This is a genomic window from Rhizorhabdus histidinilytica, from assembly GCF_900167915.1.
Lineage (GTDB): Bacteria > Pseudomonadota > Alphaproteobacteria > Sphingomonadales > Sphingomonadaceae > Rhizorhabdus > Rhizorhabdus histidinilytica.
In genome coordinates, this window is record NZ_FUYM01000007.1 from 284,769 (window position 1) to 305,017 (window position 20,249).

Below are 20,249 nucleotides of genomic sequence, written 5' to 3' on the forward strand. Positions count from 1 at the left end.
CGGAGCGACTGGCCATGTCAATGGCTGGTTTGGAGGTAGGGCGGTCGTTCCGAATCCTGGTCCCGCGATGCCGGCCGATGCTGCGGACGGACCCGGTTATCCGCCCCAATGCGGTCACGCGTCGCGTCGCGTCCGTTCTTTCTGCCGTGGGCGGTATTCCTATAAAAATATTACAATACAATGGCTTATTGGAAGGCGGTGCCGCAAGCGAATACGGCGCCGGAACGGGCTGCATCCGGTGTCGCGAAGTGCCGCATTCTGACCGGGTCGGGACGATCATTATCGGATCGTTTCTCTCTTCTTGCCTAATATCGGTCAGACCGATTATGCCGCTGGGCATGACCTGCGGTGCGCAGCCTGTCTGATTCCGAATCGCTTGGGAAGGGCGGAATCGGGGCGCGCGTCCGCATGTCGGCATCCTGTGGAGGAACATCCATGCATCGATCGGCCGCCCTGTCCCTCGCGCTCGTCTCGACGATGCTGCTCGCCGCGCCACGGGCGGCGCCGGAGACCGCGGGCGGATATCGTGGCTGGCCGGCCTATGGCGGCGGCGCCGACAATATCCACTATTCGTCGCTGCGCCAGATCGACACGCGCAACGTGGGAAAGCTCGCGGTCGCCTGGACCTTCGACACCGGCGACGCCTTCGGCGAGGGCGGCAACGCCTCGGAAATGGAATGCAACCCGATCGTCGTCGACGGGGTGATGTATGTCGTTTCGCCCCGGCTTCGGCTGTTCGCGCTCGACGCGGCGACAGGACGGAAGCTCTGGATGTTCGATCCCAATCCCGGCGAGACGGTGGTCAGCAAGCAGCGACTGCGCGGGGTGAGCTATTGGTCCGACGGCCAGGAGGCGCGGATCTTCATGACGTCGCGCTCCTTCCTGCTGGCGATCGACGCGCGGACCGGCAAGGCGATCCCGAGCTTCGGCACGGGCGGGCGCGTCGACCTGCGCGAGGGCCTGGGCCGCGATCCCAAGGACGTCTCGGCCGGCGCCAACACGCCGGGCATCGTCCATGGCGACCTCGTCATCATGGGCACGACCGGCTGGGCGCCGGGGCATATCCGCGCCTATGACGCGCGGACGGGGAAGATCCGCTGGACCTTCCACACCATCCCGCAGCCCGGCGAATATGGTTATGATACCTGGCCGCAGGACGCCTGGAAGACGATCAATGGCGCCAATGCCTGGGCGGGCATGGCGCTCGACGGCAAGCGCGGCATCCTGTTCGTGCCGACCGCGTCGGCGGGACAGGGAGACAAGGACTTCTTCGGCGGCGATCGGAAGGGCGACAATCTCTTCGCCAATTCGTTGGTCGCGCTCGACGCCGCGACCGGCCGGCGGCTGTGGCATTTCCAGGCCGTCCACCACGACCTCTGGGACTATGACTTCCCGGCGCCGCCCAGCCTGGTGACGGTCCGGCGCGGCGGGCGGATGATCGACGCGGTCGCGCAGACCAGCAAGCAGGGCTTCGTCTATGTTCTCGACCGCGCCACCGGCGCGCCACTGTTCCCGATCGTCGAGCGGCCGGTGCCGCCGTCAACCATCCCCGGCGAGCATGCCTCGCCGACCCAGCCCTTCCCGTTGCTGCCGGCGCCCTATGCACGCCAGGGCCTGAGCCGCGCGGATCTGACCACGCGCACGCCCGAGGCATACAGGGCGGTCGCCGAGCGCTTCGACCGTTTCGCCTCGTCCGCTTTCTTCGCGCCGCCGAGCTTCGAGGGAACGCTGCTCGCGCCCGGCACCGACGGCGGCGCCGAATGGGGTGGCACCGCCTTCGACCCCGAAACCGGCCTGCTCTACGTCAACAGCAATGAGAAGCCATCGGTGCTGCAGCTCGGCAAGCGATCGACCTCGCCGATCGCGTCGGGCAAGGCGATCTACGAAGCTGAATGCTCGGGCTGTCATGGTATCGACCGCAAGGGATCGCCGCCCGAATTCCCGTCGCTGGTCGGGGTCGGCGATCGGCTGACCAAGTTTGACGTGTTCCGCATGATCGGGCGCGGTGGCGGACGGATGCCGAGCTTCGAGCATCTCGGCAACGAAGGGATCGGCGCGGTCGCCGACTATCTGGTCTATGATCGCGACACCGCGCTGAAGGGGGAGGTGCGGACCCGCTCCGACGCCGCCGAGTACAGTTTCGCAGGCTATGGCAAGCTCGCCGATCCCGACGGCTATCCTGGCATCCGCCCGCCCTGGGGAACACTTAGCGCGATCGACCTGAACAGCGGCCGCTATGTCTGGCGGCGCAATTTCGGCGAATATCCCGAGCTGGCGGCCAAGGGTATGGGCGATACCGGATCGGACAATTATGGCGGCGGCGTCGTCACCGCAGGCGGCTTGTTCTTCATCGGCGCGACCGTCTACGATCGTAAGTTCCGCGCCTATGACAAGCGTAGCGGCAAGCTGCTGTGGGAGACGCTGCTGCCGGCGGCGGGCAACGCCACCCCCGCCGTCTACGAGGCCGGGGGCCGGCAGTTCGTCGTGATCGCGGCGGGCGGCGGCAAGGCGGCCGGGCCGCATAATGTGCCGGGCGGCAGCTTCATCGCCTTCGCATTGCCCGAACGGCCCCGGCTCAATCCTCGCGCGGGACGGTGAGGATGCGGTCGGCGACCGCATAGTCGGCGACATAGCCGCAACGCGCGAGCGGCGCCGCGGCGGCGGTGTCGAACAGGCCGTCGCGGAGATAGTCCTGCGCGATATGGACGCCGACCACCTGGCCGATCACGAGCCGGTGGTCGGTGGGCTGCCCCGACAGGTCGGTGATCCGATGGACCTCGATCAGCCGGCATTCGAGCGCGGCCGGCGACGCCGCGACGCGCGGCGCGCGGACGATCCGGCACGGCGCGGCGGCGAGCCCGGCCAGCGCCATCTCGTCGACGTGGGCGGCGACCGTCCGCGACGTCAGGCTGACTGCCGCTGCCAGCGGCCCTGTCGCCAGGTTGAAGACGAATTCCCCGGTCGCCTCGATATTGGCGAGCGTATCCTTGCGCCCCTCGCTCGCGAAGCCGAGGATCGGCGGCCGCGACGACAGTGCATTGAAGAAGCTGTAGGGCGCCAGGTTCGGCCGCCCTTCGGCATCGACGGTGGATATCCAGCCGATCGGGCGCGGCGCGACGATCGCCTTGAACGGGTCATGAGGAAGGCCATGGCCGTCCTCGGGGCGATAGAAATGCCATGCCATCGGTGGTCAGCCGAGCCCGATCGAGCGGCGGCGCTGCGCGGCGAAGGCGGCACGTTCGCGATCGGCGCGCCCGCTGCGGTCGAAATGTGAGACCAGCACCGCCCCGCCGATCGCCGCTGCCAGCGCGAGGACGGTCGGATATTCATAGGGGAAGATCGCCTCGGGACGGCCGAGCGTGTCGACCCAGACCTTCTTGCTGAGGATGATCGGCACGATCGAGAAGAGCAGCCCCAGCGTGCCGCCCGTCACCGCGCCGCGCGTGGTGAGACCCTTCCAGTAGAGCGCAAGCAGCAGGATCGGGCAGTTGACGCTGGCGGCGATGACCAGTGGCAGCGTCGCCAGGAAAGCGATGTTCTGATGCTCGAAGGCGAGGCCGAGCAGCACCGAGATCAGGCCGATCACCGCCGCCGATATCTTGGAGATGCGTACCTCACGCTGGTCGTTGGCCGTCCCGCGCGCGAATACGTGGCGATAGAGGTCGTGCGACACCGCCGAGGCCGCCGCCAGCGTCAGCCCTGCCACGACCGCGAGGATCGTCGCGAAGGAGGCCGCCGACACCGCGCCGAGGAGCGGCGGCCCGCCAAGCGCCTCGGCGAGGTGGAGGGTGGCCATGTTGAGCCCGCCGACCAGCGTGCCATCGTCCCGGGTGAAGCGCGCGTCGCCCGACAGCAGTGCCATCGCGGCATAGCCGAGCAGCACCATCAGCATCTGGAAGACGGCGATGATCAGCGCGGCGATGCTCAGCGAGCGGCGCGCCGAGATGCCGTCGCGCACGGTGAAGAAGCGCATCAGGATATGCGGCAGGCCGACGGGGCCGAGAGTGAAGGCCAGCGCCAGCGAGACCGCGCTGAATCCGTCGGGGAGCAGCCCGGTCGCGCGCATATGGCCGGTCGGGCCGGTCGAGGAAGCCGCCGCCGCGTCGATCATCGGCAGCGGACCGCCGTAGAACCCCACCGCCAGCGCCACCATCACCAGCGCGACCAGGACGAGCAGCGTCGCCTTGATGATCTGGATCCAGGTCGTCGCGGTCATGCCGCCGATCACCACGTAGAACACCATCAGCACGCCGAAACAGGCGATCGCGGAAGCGTAGGACAGGCCGAACAGCGCGGCGATCAGCGTCGCGCCGCCGACCATCTGCGCGATCAGATAGGCGCCGGTCACGCATAGGGTGCTGACCGCCGTGAACAACCGGATAGGCGTCTCCTCGAGCCGGTAGCTGACCACGTCGGAAAAGGTGTAGCGGCCGAGGTTGCGCAGCCGCTCCGCGACCAGGCACAGCACGATCGGCCAGCCGGCCGCCGCCCCGACCGCGTAGATCAGCCCGTCGTCGCCCATGCCGTAGAAGACGGCGATAGTCCCCAGGAAGGAAGCGGCCGACAGAAAGTCGCCAGAGATGGCGATCCCGTTCTGCATCGGCGTGATGTTGCCGCCGGCCGCGTAGAAGCCCTTGACGCTCTTGCTGCGTCGGTGCGCCCAATAGGTGATGACGAGCGACGACAGGACGATCGCAGCGAAGATCAGGATGGCGGAGGGATGGATGGCGGTCATCGGTCGCTCTGCTTGATCGCCTTGCGCAGCGCGTCGTTGCGGTTGGCGACGGCGGAGAACAGGGCGATCGCGGCGATGAACAGGCCGAGCAGCCCCATCGCCGCCACCGCGAAGCCGGTTACCGCATGGCCGAACAGCGACCGGGCGAGCGGCTGCCAGTCGAGCGTCAGTGCCACCATGAAGCCGGCGGTCAGCAGCACCGCGAGCGCGGAGATGACCCAGCCGAGCCGCTCCTGCGCGCGGAGCGCGCGTTCGAGGCGCGCGTTGTCCTCCGAAATCTCCTCCCTCATCGGTGCCCCCGCCATGCCGCCGGCCTGTTCGCTGTTATCGTCTCAGCCTATTCCTAGCCGAGCAGGCATCGGCGGCAATAGGCGATCGCCTTGCGGATCTCGGCATCGCGATCGGCCGCGGGATCGAGCGGGATCTCATATTCGATCGTCGCCTGGATATCCCATTTGTTGTCGCGGATCGTCTGCAGGATCTCGCGCACCGGGGTGTCGCCAGCGCCGAACGCCACGTTGACGTTGGCGAGCGTCTTGTCCTTGACGTGGAGGTGGGTGATCCGGTCGTGATGCTGCTTGATGAACGGCAGCGGCGACGTCTGGTTGCCGGCGAGGAAATGGCCGATGTCGACATTGGCGCCGAGGTAGCGGCTCTGGCGGAAAGCGTCCTCCCACATGGCGGGGGTGATCGCGAGATGGTTGTGCAGGCCAACCATGAAGCGGTGCTTGTCCGCCGCCGCCGCGAGCTTGGGGATCGCCGGAATCGCCATTTCGCCGGACACGGCGCGCGCACCGATCGCCTTGGCGAGGTCGAACATATAATCGAGCTCCTCGCCCTCGAAGTCGTTGATGCCGTCGAACTTGACGATCTCGATCCTGACCCCGGCGTCGTCGTACATGCGGCGGATCTTCTCGACCGATCGGATCGGTAGCCCGAGCCGCCAGTCGCGGCGCCTGGCCGCGTCGATCTTGTAGGTGTCGACATAGTCCTGGGTGATCGTCGTCCGCCCCGGCGCGGGCGGCAGGATCTCAGGAGAGTCTCCCTTCGGATAATAGACCGCCCGATAGTCCGACGGGGCTGGGCCGAGGACCAGGTCTTGGGGCAGGCCGAGTGAGATCTCGATCGGCTGGATGCGCAGCTCGACCGCGCTGATCCCCAGCGCCACGGTGCGATGGAGCACCTGCTCGGCACTGAGTGCGGTGCGGGTGCCGAAGCTGTAGGGGACGTTGAGACCGACCTGCACGCCCGCCCATTTCGAATTGGGCCGGACCGGCGTCAGCGCGGCGGCGAGGCCGGGCTTGAGAGCGAGCGCCGCGGCTGGCGCGGCGAACAGCAGTTGGGCGGCTTCACGGCGCGAAAAGGACATGCGCTCACTCCCTTGCAGCGGACCATGAGGGTGGTCCGGGACGGTTGGTTCTGTCGGTCGCTTCTCTACGGCATCCGCAGCACGGCGTTGTTGCGGCCCAGCGACACCGCACGCTCGCCCGGCTGGAGGTCGTGGCACGGCTCGTAATGGCCGGGGACGAGATTGAGCTCGAGTTCCTGCGAGGCGCCGGCCTCCGACGTGTAATAGCCGTAGATGGCGAGGGCGCGCATGCGGGCGAGGAACGGGCCTTCGGCCGGCGGGGCGCCGGCGACGCTGCCCTCCTCGGCGGCGGCCATTGCCTGGAGAATCTCCAGACGCCGCGCAGGCGGCAGTGCCTCGAAGGGGTGGCCGTGGATGCGGCGGACGGTCGCGTCGAAGCTGTCGAGTCCGGCGAGGAAGCGGGCCCGCTCCTCGGGATGCATCCAGCGCTCGACCATCATCGTGACGAAATCGGCGACCCCGGCCTCCGCCGCGCCCGGCGTGTCGGTGGCGGGGATGATCGTGTCGACCAGCGCCGTGAGTAGCGGCTGGTGGCCGGTGCCGGCCGCCGCGGCCGCCACGGGCTCCGTCGCCGGGAGTGGCGCGCCGAGCAGCGCCAGCCCCGCCGCGCTGCCGCCGACGGCGCCGGTGCGCAACAGGGCGCGTCGGGAGATCGGGCCCATGGCCGGCCCTTCCCGCTGCGGCGGGCGGGTCACAGCGCGCCCTGCTGGAGCTGGGTCATCGCATGGTCGGCGGCGCGCGCGGTGAGTGCCATATAGGTCAGCGATGGATTCTGACAGGGCGACGAGGTCATGCAGCTCCCGTCGGTGACGAACAGGTTGGGGATATCGTGCGCCTGGTTGAAGCCGTTGAGCACGGACTCGCGCGGGTCGTGCCCCATGCGTGCCCCGCCCATCTCATGGTTGGTCTCGCCGCCGGGCTTGATCTCGCGGATCGTCGACACCTTCACCGCCCCGGCGGCGCGCAGCATCGCTTCGCCCTGGTCGGCCATGTCCTGCGCCATCCGCTCCTCGTTCGCGGTCCAGCGGTGCGAGACAAGCAACTGGGGCAGGCCCCATTGGTCGGTCCGGGCGGGATCAAGCCGGACGATATTGTCGTCATTGGGCAGCGGCTCGCCCATGCCGCCGAGCATGATCGTCCAGGGGCCGGGTTTGCGCAGCTCCGCCTTGAGCGCCGGGCCGATCGATCTGGACTCGACGCCGCGCGTCCACAGCGCCCGGCTGCCGCTGCCCTGATAGCCATAGCCGCGCAGGAAGTCGGCATCGCGCCGCCCGGCGAGGTTGCGGAAGCGCGGGATGTAGATTCCGGTCGGTCTGTTGCCGACCGGCTGGAACTGGTCGAAGCCCGCGAAGGTGCCGGTGATCATCGGTCCCTTGAGCGTGTCCATGATCCCGCGGCCGACCGCGCCGCTGCGGTTGGCGAGCCCGTCGGGGAAGCTCTCGTTGCGCGAGTTGAGCAGGATCTGGATGGTGCCCAGCGTCGAGGCGTTGAGGAAGATCAGCCGCGCTCCGATCGTCTCGTGCGTGCCGATCTTGCTGTTGATCGTGCGCACCGCGGTGACGCGCTTCGATTGCGGATCATAATCGACCCCGGCGACGATCGTGTCGGTCATGATCGTCAGCCGGCCGGTCGCCTGCGCGGCGGGCAGGGTCGAGCTCTGGGTGCTGAAATAGGAACCGGTCGAGCAGCCGCGATGACAGGGGCCGCAGAGGTGGCAGGCCGAGCGGCCGTTGTGGTCGCGGCTGAGCACGGCGGTTCGCTCGTTGATCATCCGCCGGCCGGGGAAGCGGCTCTCGATCGCCTTTTTGGCATGCTCCTCGATGCAGTTCATCGCGAAGGGCGGCAGGAACTCGCCGTCGGGAAGCTCGTCGATCCCCTCCCGCGCGCCGCTGACGCCGATGAAGCGTTCGACATGGTCGTACCAGGGCGCGACGTCGGCATAGCGGATCGGCCAGTCGATGCCGTGGCCGTCGCGCTTGTTCTCGCTGAAGTTGAAGTCACTCAGCCGGAAGGAAGCGCGGCCCCACATCAGCGATCGGCCCCCGACCTGGTAGCCGCGCAGCCAGGAGAAATGGGTGCCCGGCTCGACCTGATAGGGATGCTCGCGATCGTTGACGAAGAACTGGACGCTGCCCTCCTCGAAGCCGCGTCCGCGCCGCTGCACCGGATAGTCGCGTTCGTAGAGCAGCCGGTCGCCGAAGCCGCGAAACGGGAATTCCCACGGTGCCTTGTGCTCGCCGGGATAATCCTCGCCATGGCGAACCATGCGGCCGCGCTCGATCAGAAGCACCCGCGCGCCGCGCTCGGTCAGTTCCTTGGCAGCCCAGCCGCCCGAGATCCCCGAGCCGACGACGATCGCGTCGAAAGTGGAAGATGTCACGGCCTGCTCCGGTCGGTTGGGGCGTCAGCCGATCGTCTTGCGGAGATATTGGATTGAGCTCTGGATCGCGCCCATCGGGTCGTCCGAGCGATCGATCTCGACCAGGAAATGCTCGATTCCCGCATCGTCGCTCGCCTTGATCAGCGTGGGGACGTCGAGCGTGCCGCTGCCGACCGGCGCGAAGTCGCCGGTCGCGGTGATGTCCTTGATGTGGCAGAGCTTGGTCCGCCCGGCGTAGCGCTTGAGATAGGTGAGCGGATCGGCGCCGGCCTTGGTCGCCCAGTAGAAGTCGAGCTCGAACTTGACCTTGTCGGGATCGGTATTGTCGAGGAACAGGTCGAGGATCACGTCGTTGCCGACCTTGGCGAATTCGCGGTCATGGTTGTGGAAGGCGAAGGTGAGGCCTTCCTTCGCACACATGTCGCCCAGCTCGTTGAACAGCTTGATATGCTTGTCGATGGTCGGTCGGTCGGCGATCTGGTTGGGCAGCAGGATCGCCCACATCACATATTTCTGGCCGAGGATCTTCGAGGTGCGGATTCCGTCCTCGAAGGTCGCGTGAACATGATCGAACGAGAAACTGTTCGCGTAGACGGCCCGGTTGGCTTCGGTCGAGACCTCGCGCCGAACCCACTTCTGGAACGACTCATAGGTCTCCTTTGGGGCGACATGGTTGTTGGGCGAGGTGAGGCCGAAGCGGTCGAACTGCTCGCGCACATAATGCGGGTCGCGGCCGAAGCTGCCGGTCGTGCCGATCTCCTTGTAGCCCATCGCCGCGACTGCGCGCAGCGTGCCTTCGAAGTCGCCTTCCAGCACCCGGAGGATGGTGCCCGCCTGGATGCCCCAGCGGCGCGGCGTGGTCGAGCGGGCGAGGGCCGGCGCGGCGGCAAGTCCAAGCGAGATGGCCGACAGTTGCAGCAGTTCGCGACGGTTCATCTCAATCTCCCAATGCCGACTGACCGGGTGGCTTGGCCAAATGGGATAGGTCGATAAAATTGGTCAGTCAATTATATAAATTTATGCTGTAACTGGCCTTACATTCCAATCAGCCGATCGTCTTGCGGAGATATTGGATTGAGCTCTGGATCGCGCCCATCGGGTCGTCCGAGCGGTCGATCTCGACCAGGAAATGCTCGATTCCCGCATCGTCGCTCGCCTTGATCAGCGTGGGGACGTCGAGCGTGCCGCTGCCGACCGGCGCGAAGTCGCCGGTCGCGGTGATGTCCTTGATGTGGCAGAGCTTGGTCCGCCCGGCGTAGCGCTTGAGATAGGTGAGCGGATCGGCGCCCGCCTTGGTCGCCCAGTAGAAATCGAGCTCGAACTTGACCTTCTCAGGATCGGTGTTGTCGAGGAACAGGTCGAGGATCACGTCGTTGCCGATCTTGGCGAACTCGCGGTCATGGTTGTGGAAGGCGAAGGTGAGGCCTTCCTTCGCACACATGTCGCCCAGCTCGTTGAACAGCTTGATATGCTTGTCGATGGTCGGTCGGTCGGCGATCTGGTTGGGCAGCAATATCGCCCACATCACATATTTCTGGCCGAGGATCTTTGAGGTGCGGATGCCGTCCTCGAAGGTCGCGTGAACATGATCGAACGAGAAACTGTTCGCGTAGACGGCCCGGTTGGCTTCGGTCGAGACCTCGCGCCGAACCCACTTCTGGAACGACTCATAGGTCGCCTTTGGGGCGACATGGTTGTTGGGCGAGGTGAGGCCGAAGCGGTCGAACTGCTCGCGCACATAATGCGGGTCGCGGCCGAAGCTGCCGGTCGTGCCGATCTCCTTGTAGCCCATCGCCGCGACCGCGCGTAGCGTGCCTTCGAAATCGGCCTCCAGCGCCTTGAGGATGGTACCCGCCTGGACGCCCCAGCAGCGCGGCTTGGTCGGGCGGGCGCGGCGGCAAGTCCTGCAAGCGAGATGGCCGACAGCTTCAGCAGTTCGCGACGGTTCATCTCAATCTCCCACTATCGTCAGGTCGACAGGGATAGATTGGGAAAATTGGTCAGTCAATTGGGCAGGGCTGAGTCCAAACTGGCCTTACATGCTGATCGAGCGGGCGAAGCGGGCCCGCGTGTCCTGCGCCGCTTGCTTGGCGCGTTCGATCGCCTCCTCCTCGGTCGCGAACAGCAGATGTTCAATCACCGCGCCGAGATGGGTGCGCATCGCGTTGCGCGCGCGGGCTGGTTCGCGCGAGCGCAGTGCGTCGACCACCGCCATATGCTCCTCGACCACCGGCTTGACCTGCGCGGTGCGCGCCTTGGCGTGGAGCAGCGCGCAGTCGGGCGAGGTCTGGCGCAGGTTCCACAGCGAATCGATCGTCCGAACGATCGCGGCGTTGCGCGTAGCCCGCGCGATCAACATGTGGAACTCGCGGTCAGCCGCCTCGGCCTTCGTCGCATCCTGCCCGGCGATCCCTTCGACCAGCGCGGCCAGCTCGGCGAGTTCCTCGTCGGAGATGTTGGTTGCCGCCAGTGCCGCCGCCTCGCCCTCGAACAACAGCCGCGCTTCGGTCAGTTCGAAGGCGGTGACGCCGAAGCCGGGGGTTTCGGCGGCGCTGGTCTGGCGGCGGACATAGGCGCCCGATCCGACCCGCACCTCAACCACGCCCTGCACCTCGAGCGCGATGATCGCCTCGCGCACGGTCGGGCGGCTGACGTTGAACTCGGCCGAGATTTCTCGCTCGGCGGGCAGTCGGCCGCCGAGTGGATAGGTGCCGTTGTTGATGCGCTCCATCAGCCGGCGGGCGATATCGCGATAGAGGCGGTCCTGGGGGCCCTCCGGCGTGCCCTCACCGATCCGGGCCTTGCCGTCCTCATCCTGCCTGCGCGCCATGTCGATCGATATCCTTGTGCCTGAGCCAAGGAAAATACGCATAGCCGGCGTCGCATCAATAGCGCCGCGCGGTTTTGGACAGGATAATACCGATGTGCCTCGTCGCGCATCGGTCAAGCCCGCGCGACGCTTGAGCGTTCCAAGGTGCGGATGCACCGGCGTCCCGCACCTTGGTACAAGCCGATCGGTGCGCTCAGAGCCCGTAGGGCGCCTCATGGTCGCGCGGCGGGATCGCGCCCCTGCGGAGGATCGTCCACGCCGCCAGTTCGTGCCCGGCTGGAGCGGCCTGCACGGGTATCCGCCCGGCCAGCCGCGCTGCGAGATAGCCTGCGTTGAAGGCGTCGCCGGCGCCGCTGCTGTCGACCGCGACGACGGTGCGGGGCGGGCTGATCCGATGCCGACCGTCACGCGTGGCGACGAGGCAGCCGTCGGCGCCGCTCTTCACCGCGACCTCGGTGACGCCCCAGCCCAGCCAGCGGTCGGCGACCGCGTCGACCGGCTCGGGCCCGAACAGGGCGGCCTCGTCGACCTGGGTCGGCAGCGCGATGTCGACCAGCGGGCCGATCGCCTCGATCGCTGCGCGGGCTTCGCCGGGCGAGGACCAGAGCCGCGGCCGGAAATTGCTGTCGAAGGCGACGCGGCCGCCATGGGCACGGACGTCGCGGCATAGCCGGGCGATCCGCTCGCGCCCGGCGGGCGGCAGGATGGCGAGGCTGATCAGGCTCAGATAGAGCAGGTCGCAACGCATGGCATGGGCCAGCGCGGCCTCGGCCTCGGGCAGGTCGAGCATCGCGCGCGCGGCGCTGTCGCTGCGCCAATAGGCGAAGCTGCGCTCCCCCTCCGCGTCGGTTTCGATCGCGTAGAGGCCAGCATTGCGGTCAGGATGGGTCAGCAGGTGGGTGAGGTCGAGCCCCTCGTCGGCCCAGCTCCGGCGCAGCGCGCGGCTGAGCGGATCGGCGCCGAGCGCGGAGATGAAGCCCGTGTCGAGCCCGAAGCGCGCCAGGTGGATCGCACTGTTCAGCGCGTCGCCGCCATAGTGGGTCTCCCAGCCGGCGATCCCGCCATGCTCGCCCGAGCGGGAAAGCTCGACCATCCCCTCGCCGATGACGGTGATCGTCACCAATTGAACATCGTCCCGTCCTCGAGCCGCGCGACCGGCAGATAGGCTGGCTTATAGGGATATTTGGCGGCTTCCGCCTCATTGATGTCGACGCCGTGGCCGATCGCGTCGCCGGGGTGCAGGTAGCCGTCGGCGAAATGATAGGCGTGCGGGAAGACGGCGTCGGTCTCGGGCGTGTGCCGCATATATTCCTGGATGCCGAAATTGGGCACCCAGCTGTCGAAATGCAACGCGGCGCCCATCGTCACCGGCGACAGGTCGGTCGCGCCATGGAAGCCGGTCTGTACCTGGTAGAGTGCCGCCAGGTCGGCGATGCGGCGCAGATGAGTGATCCCGCCCGCGCGCACGACGGGCGTGCGGATATAGTCGATCAGCTGGTTCTGGATCAGGTCCTTGCAGTCCCACACCGTGTTGAACACCTCGCCCACCGCGAGCGGGATGGTGGTGTGCTGGCGGATCAGGCGGAACGCTTCCTGGTTCTCGGCCGGGGTCGCGTCCTCCAGCCAGAACAGACCATAGGGTTCGAGCATCTTACCGAGCCGACCCGCCTCGATCGGCCGTAGCCGGTGGTGGACGTCGTGGAGCAGGTGATGCTCGAAACCATAGCGGTCGCGCAGCCGATCGAACAGCTTGGGCACGAAGTTGAGATATTTGGTGGTGTCCCAGAGCGTCTCGGTCGGCAGCGCGGCGTCGGCCGGCTCGTAATAGTCCTTGCCGCGCCCGACGCCATAGGCCGCCGCCAGGCCCGGAATCCCCGACTGGGCGCGAATTGCGCGATAGCCGAGGCCGATGTAGCGGCCGACCTCGTCGACCGTCTCCTCGATGTCGGCGCCATTGGCATGACCATAGACCAGCACGCCCTCGCGGCTCTTGCCGCCGAGCAGGTCATAGAGCGGCATGTTCCCCATCTTGGCCTTGATGTCCCACAGCGCCATGTCGATCGCCGCAATCGCGGACATCGTCACTGGCCCGCGCCGCCAATAGGCGCCGCGGTAGAAATATTGCCAGATATCCTCGATCCGGCGGGGATCGCGACCGATCAGGCAGGGCAGGAGATGATCCTGGAGATAGGAGGCGACCGAAAGCTCGCGGCCGTTCAGGGTCGCGTCGCCGACACCATGGACACCCTGGTCGGTCATGATCTTGACGGTCACGAAGTTGCGGCCCGGACAGGTCACGATCACTTTGGCGGCGTCAATTCTCATGGATGTTCCCATATGGTGTCGCTATAATTGGACAGCCTTGACCGTCGCAAATTGGTCTGTCAATGACGAAAATCTGTCAGGCCGATATTGGCTAAATCAATTGAGGTTCCATGGATCACGCCGAATCCGAGCTGCCGAGCGGCGCCGCGCCCGAGCGGCTCTACCGTGAAGTCGCGCGCGCGCTGACGCAGCGCATCGCCGACGGGACCTATCCCGTAGGGGGCCGGCTGCCCGCCGAGCGGGAGATTTCCGCCGAATTCAACATCAGCCGCCCGACCGCGCGCGAGGCGATCATCGCGCTGGAGGTGCAGGGGCTGGTGGACGTACGGATCGGCTCGGGCGCCTATGTGCGGCCCGGTGGCGGCAGCGACGTCGCGCAGTTCGACGTCAGTGCGTTTGAGCTGACCGAGGCGCGGCTGTTGATCGAGTCCGAGGCAGCGGCCCTGGCGGCGGTCAACATCTCCGACGACGAGCTGGAGGCATTGCCCCGGCTCGTCACCGCGATCGAACGCGAGGGCGGTAACCCCGCCGTTGCCGAGACTGCCGATCGCGAGTTCCACCTGCTGATCGCCGGCGCGACGCGCAACGCCGCGGTGCTGCACAGCGTCCGGTCGCTGTGGGAGCTGCGCCAGTCCTCGCCCGAATGCGCGCTGCTCCACGCCAAGGCGCGCACCGCCAACGTCAAGCCGGTGGTCGAGGAGCATATGATGATCGTCGAGGCGCTGCGGACCCGCGATCCGGCGCGCGCCCGCGCGGCGATGCGCGCCCATCTCGGCGCGGTGATCGAGCATCTGCTGTTCTCGACCGAGGAGGAGGCGATCCAGAGGGCGAAGAAGGCGGCGCAGGATACCCGCGCCCGCTTCGCCCGCGCGGTGTCGATGTGACCGCGGCCCCGCTCCGGCTCCATCCCGACCGGCTGTTCCCGGCGGACCCCGATACCCGCGCGGTCGCGCGGCGGCTCTATGCCGAAGTCGTCGACCTGCCGATCGTCAGCCCGCATGGCCATACCGATCCGCGCTGGTTCGCCGAGGACGCGCCGTTCGGCGATGCGAGCAGCCTGCTGCTCCAGCCGGACCATTATGTCTTCCGCATGCTGTACAGCCAGGGCGTCCCGCTCGAGGCGATCGGGATCGGCGCGCCGGTCGATCCGCGCGCGGCGTGGCGGGTGCTGGCCGATCATTACCATCTGTTCCGCGGCACGCCGTCGCGGCTGTGGCTCGACTGGGTGTTCCACAGCGTGTTCGGGCTCGACGTGCGGCTCGCGCCTGAGACCGCCGATCTTTATTTCGACAGCATCAACGAGCAACTCGCCCGCCCCGAATTCCGCCCCCGCGCGCTGTTCGACCGGTTCAACATCGAGCTGCTGGCGACGACCGAGTCCCCGCTCGACTCGCTCGATCATCATGCCATGATCCGTGCCTCGGGATGGAAGGGCCGTGTGATCACCGCCTTCCGGCCCGATCCGGTGGTCGATCCTGATTATGAGGGGTTCGCGGACAATCTCGACCGGCTCGGCGCGATGACCGGCGAGGATGTCGGCAGCTATGCGGGCTATCTCGCCGCGCTGCGCGCCCGCCGTGCGGCCTTCGCGGCGGCGGGGGCGACCTCGACCGACCATGGTCATCCGACCGCCGCGACCGCCGATCTCGATCGCGGCGAGGCGGAGCGCCTCTACGCCCAGGTGCGCGGGGGCAGGGCGACAGCCGAGCAGGCCGAGCTGTTCCGCGCCCATATGCTGACCGTCATGGCGGGAATGAGCATCGACGACGGACTGGTCATGCAGATCCATCCCGGCTCGTTCCGCAACCATAATACCGAACTGTTCCGGCGCTTCGGGCGCGACAAGGGCGCCGATATCCCGACCCGCACCGACTTCGTCCGCGCGCTGCGGCCGCTGCTCGGCCGCTTCGGCAACGATCCCCGGCTGAGCCTGATCCTGTTCACGCTCGACGAGAGCGCCTATGCGCGCGAGCTGGCGCCGCTCGCCGGCCATTATCCGGCGCTCAAGCTCGGCCCCGCCTGGTGGTTCCACGACAGCCCGGAAGGGATGCGCCGCTTCCGCCGGCAGACTACCGAGACCGCCGGCTTCCACAACCTCGTCGGGTTCAACGACGACACCCGCGCCTTCCTGTCGATCCCGGCGCGCCACGACGTCGCCCGGCGGATCGACTGCGGCTATCTCGCCGAACTGGTCGTTGAGCATCAGCTCGACGAGGACGAAGCGGTCGATCTCGCGGTCGACCTGACCTGTCGGCTGGTCAAGTCGGCCTACCGCCTGTGAGCGCCGATCCCGGCGTTCGCCCGCGCCTGTCCGACGCGACCATGCCCGAGGGCGTTGCGCCGCTCCGCTATGTCCGCGATCGCGCGCGCAGCGGCATCGTCCATCTCGGCCTCGGCGCGTTCCACCGCGCGCACCAGGCGGTCTATACCGACGATGCGATGGCGGTGGGCGATGCCGGCTGGGGCATCGTCGGCGTCTCGCTGCGATCGCCCGCCGTCCGCGACGCGCTGGTCCCGCAGGACTGCCTCTACATCGTCGAGGAGCGCGGCGCGCCCGGCGGGCGGCGGCTGGTCGGATCGATCAACGATGCGCTGGTCGCCCCCGAGGCGCCCGAGCGGGTGATCGCCGCGCTCGCCGATCCGGCCGTCCATGTCGCGACGCTGACCGTCACCGAGAAGGGCTATCATCGCGACCCGCGCACCAACGGCCTGCTCGTCGACGCGCCGGACGTGGCGCACGACCTGGGCGGCGGCGATCCGCGCACGATCTTCGGCTTCCTCGCCGCGGCGCTCGACCGCCGCGCCGCGCGGGGAGCGGGGCCGCTGACGATCCTGTCGTGCGACAACCTGCCCGACAACGGTCGGCTGCTGGGCGGGCTGCTCGACGATTATCTCGCCGCCCGGGGCGGTGCGCGACCCGGCGGCTGGACCAGCCCGAGCGGCATGGTCGATCGGATCGTGCCGGCGATCACCGCCGACGATTTCGCGCGGCTGCCGGTCGAGGACCGCGCGCTCACCGTCTGCGAGCCCTTCCGCCAATGGGTGATCGAGGACCGCTTCGCCGGACCGCGCCCGCGCTGGGAGGCGGGTGGTGCGCAGATCGTCGACGACGTCCGCCCGTTCGAACTCGCCAAGCTGCGGCTGCTCAACGGCGCCCATTCGGCGCTGGCCTATTGGGGGCTCCCGCTCGGCCACGCTTATGTCCACGAGGCGGTCCGCGATCCCGATCTGCTCGCCTTCGTCCGCCGCCAGTTGCTCGCCGAGGCGGCGCCGAGCCTGCCCCCCTCGGCGGCGCTCGATCCCGCCGCTTATGTCGAGGCGATCCTGCGGCGGTTCGACAATCCGGCGCTGCCGCACCGGCTGGCGCAGATCGCGATGGACGGGTCACAGAAGCTGCCGCAGCGCTGGCTGGCGACTCTCGTCGAGCGGGCCGCGACCGGCTTGGCCAGCCCCGCGCATTTGCGCAGCGTGGCCGCCTGGCTCGCCTTCGTCGGCGATGCGTCGGGCGGGGGGCGGCCGGCCGACGACCCGCTCGCGTCGCGGCTCGAGACGATCTGGGACGGCCAGGCGACCCCGGCCGAGATCGCCACGGCGATAGTGCGATCCTCGGGCGTCTTCCCTGCGGCGTTCGGCGCGGACGAGGCGCTGGTCCGCGCGCTCGGCGAGGCGCTGGCCGAGCGGCTGTCGAAGGGGCCGCGCGCCATGCTCCGCGATTTCCTCGACCGGTCGTGATTAATTGGACTGCCATATTGACTGTCCAATTGCGACTCTATAGCGACTTTGGTCATACAGATTTTATGCGCCGACGATAAGGGAGGGGCCGCATGGACGAGCGTAGCGGGCCCTGGTGGCGGGGCGTCACCGGCTATCAATGGCTGGTCTTCGCGGTCGCGTCGGGGGCCTGGCTGTTCGACACGATGGACCAGCGCCTCTTCTCGCTCGCCCGCATCCCCGCGCTCGGCGACCTGATGGCGCTGCCACCCTCGCATGTCGAGGTGCAGGCCTTCGCCAAGATCGTCACCGCATTGTTCCTGGTCGGCTGGGGATTGGGCGGGTTGATCATCGGTCCGCTCGGCGATCGCTTCGGACGGGTCCGGCTGCTCGCCATCTCGATCCTGCTCTATTCGCTCTGCACCGGTATCACCGCATTCTGCCGGACCCCGGCCGAGTTCGCTGCGCTGCGCTTCGTCACCGGCCTCGGCATCGGCGGTGTGTTCGGCCTCGCGGTCGCGATCATCGTCGAGACGGTCGACGGGCGGGCGCGGCTGGCGATGCTGGCCGGGCTCCAGCTCCTCTCGACCGTCGGCAATGTCGGATCGGCCCTGGTCAAGATGGGGGTCGACGATCTCGCCCGGCACGACCTGATTGCCGCCGGTTCGGTGTGGCGCTGGCTGTTCGCGCTCGGCGCGCTGCCGGCGCTGATCGCGATCGTCGCGATGATCGGCCTGCGCGAGCCCCAGTCGTGGCGCGACCGCAAGGCCGAGGGGCGGCTGCCCAAGGGCGCGTTCGGCGCCTATGTCGATCTGCTCGGCAATCCGGCCGAGCGGCGCGGCCTGCTGATCGGCAGCCTGCTCGCAGTCGCGGGCGTGGTCGGGCTGTGGGGGATCGGCGAATATGCCGTCGACCTGCAGCATGCGGTGTTCACCGCTTATTATGACGGACGGCTCGCGCCCGACGCGGCGAAGGCGGCGGTCACCGACGCCAAGAACTGGGCCTATATGCTGCAGATGGCGGGCGGCGCGGTCGGCATGCTGATCTTCACCCTGATCGCGGATCGGGTGGGGCGGCGCCCGGCCTTCCTGACCTGCTTCGCCGCCGCCTTCGTGGTGACGATGTTCGTCTATGCGCGGATGCAGACGCCGACCGACGCCTATTGGATGATGCCGCTGATGGGCGCGGCGCAGTTCAGCCTGTTCGCGGGCTTCTCCATCTACCTGCCCGAACTGTTCGGCGCGGCGGCGCGCGGAACCGGCGTGTCCTTCGCCTATAATCTCGGCCGCTTCGCCGCCGCCGCCGGCAGCTTCGGCTCGGCCTGGCTCAGCACCAGCCTGTTCGGCGGCTTCGATGCCCCCGATCCGCTGCGCTATTCGGCGATGACGATGTGCGTGATTTTCCTGATCGGCCTTGCGGCGGCGTGGTTCGCGCCCGAAACCCGCGGACGGCCGCTGCCCGCATGATGACGAAAGGTTGACGATGAGCGGATCGGTTCGGATTGGTATCGTCGGGTCGGGCTTCTCCGCCCATTTCCACCTGGCGAGCTATCGCAAGATCCACGGCGCGGCGTTCGAGGTCGCGGCGATCGCCGGGCGCGACCGGGGCAAGGCGGCGGCGCTCGCCGCGCAGTACGGCGTGGCGCGCGTGCTCGACGACGCCGACGCGCTGATCGCCGATCCCGCCATCGACGTGGTCGACCTGTGCGTGCCCAACCATCTTCATGTGCCGCTGATCATGAAGGCGGCGGCGCACGGCAAGCACATCATCTGCGAGAAGCCGCTGGGCGGCTTCTTCGGCCCGAACGGCGCGCCGGGCGACTGGTCGGCGGAGGGTTTCCCGCGGCAGGCGATGTTCGACGCGGTGATCGCCCAGCTCGGCGCGGTGGGGGAGGCGGTCCGCAAGGCCGGCGTCACCTTCTGCTATGCCGAGAACTGGGTCTATGCGCCGCCGATCGCCAAGCTCAACCGGCTGATGGCGGCGAGCGGATCGACCATCCTGCGCATCGAGGGCGAGGAGTCGCATTCGGGATCGCACGCCGCCTATTCGCGGCACTGGCGGCAGGCGGGCGGCGGATCGCTGCTGCGGCTATGCGTCCACCCGATCGGCGGCGCGCTGCACATCAAATATGAGGAAGGCCGCCGCCGCACCGGCCGGCCGATCCGCCCGGTAGCGGTGACCTGTCAGGTCGCGCGGCTGACCGACATCGCGTCGTTCCGCGCGGAGGAGCCCAAGCACATCGTCACCGGCTGGCAGGACGTCGAGGATTATGCTTCGATCCTGGTCGACTTCGAGGACGGCTCGGTCGCCCAGCTTACCTCGACCGACACGCGCCTGGGCGGCATCCGCAACTTCCTAAGCGCCTATGGATCGCGCGCGGTGGCGACCGCGAACATCAACCCCAACACCGCCTGCCAAGCCTACACGCCCGACGGCTCCTATTTCGACAGCGAATATATCGTCGAGAAGACCGAGACCAAGGCGGGCTGGTCCTTCCCGGCCCCCGACGAGGACATGATCACCGGCTATCCGGCCGAGCTGGAGGATTTCGTCTCGTCGATCGCCGAGGGCCGCGCGCCCAAGAGCGACCTGATGATGGCGCAGGACGTGCTGCTGCTGGTCTATGCCGGCTATCTGAGCGCGGCCGAGCGGCGGACGGTCGACCTCCGCCCCTATCTCCAGGCGCGCTGAACATGACCGTCGAGCAGTTGATGACGCTCGCGCCGGTGATCCCGGTGCTGGTGGTGCAGGAGGTGAAGCACGCCCGGCCGATCGCCGAGGCGCTGGTCGAGGGCGGGCTGCCGGCGCTGGAAGTGACGCTGCGTACCCCGGTGGCGCTCGACGTGATCCGCGAGATGGCGAAGGTCGAGGGCGCGGTGGTGGGGGCAGGCACGGTGCT

17 protein-coding genes and 1 pseudogene are annotated in these 20,249 nt (G+C 67.9%); 7 read left to right on the forward strand and 11 right to left on the reverse strand.

All coding sequences use genetic code 11. The features are described 5' to 3' along the window. The first annotated feature begins 435 nt into the window (after nt 1-435). Nucleotides 436-2,598: an outer membrane protein assembly factor BamB family protein gene (locus B5X82_RS16915; RefSeq protein WP_079649349.1), complete on the forward strand. Its 2,163-nt coding sequence runs from the start codon at nt 436-438 to the stop codon at nt 2,596-2,598. Here the strand turns inward: B5X82_RS16915 and B5X82_RS16920 are convergent. The 11 genes from B5X82_RS16920 to manD form a co-directional block, all read right to left on the reverse strand. Further along, nucleotides 2,576-3,184 carry a flavin reductase family protein gene (locus B5X82_RS16920; RefSeq protein WP_079649350.1) on the reverse strand — a complete coding sequence of 203 codons (609 nt, stop codon included), beginning with the start codon at nt 3,182-3,184 and terminating at the stop codon, nt 2,576-2,578. The two genes, B5X82_RS16915 and B5X82_RS16920, sit on opposite strands and share 23 nt — an antisense overlap. 6 nt (nt 3,185-3,190) lie before the next feature. Then, nucleotides 3,191-4,735: a sodium:solute symporter family transporter gene (locus B5X82_RS16925; protein WP_079649351.1), complete on the reverse strand. Its 1,545-nt coding sequence runs from the start codon at nt 4,733-4,735 to the stop codon at nt 3,191-3,193. After that, nucleotides 4,732-5,025: a DUF485 domain-containing protein gene (locus B5X82_RS16930; RefSeq protein ID WP_079649380.1), complete on the reverse strand. Its 294-nt coding sequence runs from the start codon at nt 5,023-5,025 to the stop codon at nt 4,732-4,734. The genes B5X82_RS16925 and B5X82_RS16930 overlap by 4 nt, the downstream gene beginning before the upstream one ends. 53 nt (nt 5,026-5,078) lie before the next feature. Then, nucleotides 5,079-6,104 (reverse strand): sugar phosphate isomerase/epimerase family protein, encoded by a 1,026-nt coding sequence (locus tag B5X82_RS16935; RefSeq protein ID WP_079649352.1) that lies wholly within the window; start codon nt 6,102-6,104, stop codon nt 5,079-5,081. 65 nt (nt 6,105-6,169) lie between these two features. Then, on the reverse strand, nt 6,170-6,766 hold the full coding sequence (locus tag B5X82_RS16940; RefSeq protein ID WP_223811222.1) for a gluconate 2-dehydrogenase subunit 3 family protein: 597 nt from the start codon (nt 6,764-6,766) through the stop codon (nt 6,170-6,172). Between the two features lie 29 nt (nt 6,767-6,795). Continuing rightward, the gene (locus tag B5X82_RS16945) at nt 6,796-8,484 is read right to left on the reverse strand and encodes a GMC oxidoreductase (RefSeq protein ID WP_079649353.1); all 1,689 of its coding nucleotides are present in this window, start codon (nt 8,482-8,484) and stop codon (nt 6,796-6,798) included. A gap of 24 nt (nt 8,485-8,508) precedes the next feature. Then, the gene (locus tag B5X82_RS16950; protein WP_079649354.1) at nt 8,509-9,420 is read right to left on the reverse strand and encodes a sugar phosphate isomerase/epimerase family protein; all 912 of its coding nucleotides are present in this window, start codon (nt 9,418-9,420) and stop codon (nt 8,509-8,511) included. Nucleotides 9,421-9,529: 109 nt separating this feature from the next. After that, nucleotides 9,530-10,276 (reverse strand): sugar phosphate isomerase/epimerase family protein, encoded by a 747-nt coding sequence (locus tag B5X82_RS16955; protein WP_079649355.1) that lies wholly within the window; start codon nt 10,274-10,276, stop codon nt 9,530-9,532. A gap of 243 nt (nt 10,277-10,519) precedes the next feature. Then, nucleotides 10,520-11,314: a FadR/GntR family transcriptional regulator gene (locus B5X82_RS16960; protein ID WP_079649356.1), complete on the reverse strand. Its 795-nt coding sequence runs from the start codon at nt 11,312-11,314 to the stop codon at nt 10,520-10,522. Between the two features lie 193 nt (nt 11,315-11,507). Further along, complete coding sequence (locus B5X82_RS16965) at nt 11,508-12,437, reverse strand: sugar kinase (protein WP_079649357.1); 930 nt, start codon at nt 12,435-12,437, stop codon at nt 11,508-11,510. Next, the gene (manD, locus tag B5X82_RS16970) at nt 12,431-13,639 is read right to left on the reverse strand and encodes a D-mannonate dehydratase ManD (RefSeq protein WP_079649358.1); all 1,209 of its coding nucleotides are present in this window, start codon (nt 13,637-13,639) and stop codon (nt 12,431-12,433) included. The genes B5X82_RS16965 and manD overlap by 7 nt, the downstream gene beginning before the upstream one ends. Nucleotides 13,640-13,749: 110 nt before the next feature. Here manD and B5X82_RS16975 point away from each other — a divergent pair, with 110 nt between their 5' ends. The 6 genes and pseudogenes from B5X82_RS16975 to B5X82_RS17000 form a co-directional block, all read left to right on the forward strand. Further along, complete coding sequence (locus tag B5X82_RS16975) at nt 13,750-14,523, forward strand: FadR/GntR family transcriptional regulator (protein ID WP_079649359.1); 774 nt, start codon at nt 13,750-13,752, stop codon at nt 14,521-14,523. After that, nucleotides 14,520-15,920: a glucuronate isomerase gene (gene uxaC / locus B5X82_RS16980; RefSeq protein WP_079649360.1), complete on the forward strand. Its 1,401-nt coding sequence runs from the start codon at nt 14,520-14,522 to the stop codon at nt 15,918-15,920. Before B5X82_RS16975 ends, uxaC begins: the two co-directional genes overlap by 4 nt. Further along, complete coding sequence (locus B5X82_RS16985; RefSeq protein ID WP_079649361.1) at nt 15,917-17,371, forward strand: mannitol dehydrogenase family protein; 1,455 nt, start codon at nt 15,917-15,919, stop codon at nt 17,369-17,371. The genes uxaC and B5X82_RS16985 overlap by 4 nt, the downstream gene beginning before the upstream one ends. A 92-nt stretch (nt 17,372-17,463) precedes the next feature. Beyond that, nucleotides 17,464-18,816, forward strand: coding sequence for an MFS transporter (locus tag B5X82_RS16990; RefSeq protein ID WP_079649362.1), 1,353 nt, complete (start codon nt 17,464-17,466; stop codon nt 18,814-18,816). A 16-nt stretch (nt 18,817-18,832) separates the two neighbouring features. Continuing rightward, nucleotides 18,833-20,041, forward strand: a complete 1,209-nt coding sequence (locus B5X82_RS16995; protein WP_079649363.1) for a Gfo/Idh/MocA family protein — start codon at nt 18,833-18,835, stop codon at nt 20,039-20,041. A 2-nt stretch (nt 20,042-20,043) separates the two neighbouring features. After that, nucleotides 20,044-20,249: pseudogene (locus tag B5X82_RS17000) on the forward strand (bifunctional 4-hydroxy-2-oxoglutarate aldolase/2-dehydro-3-deoxy-phosphogluconate aldolase); the annotation flags it as partial.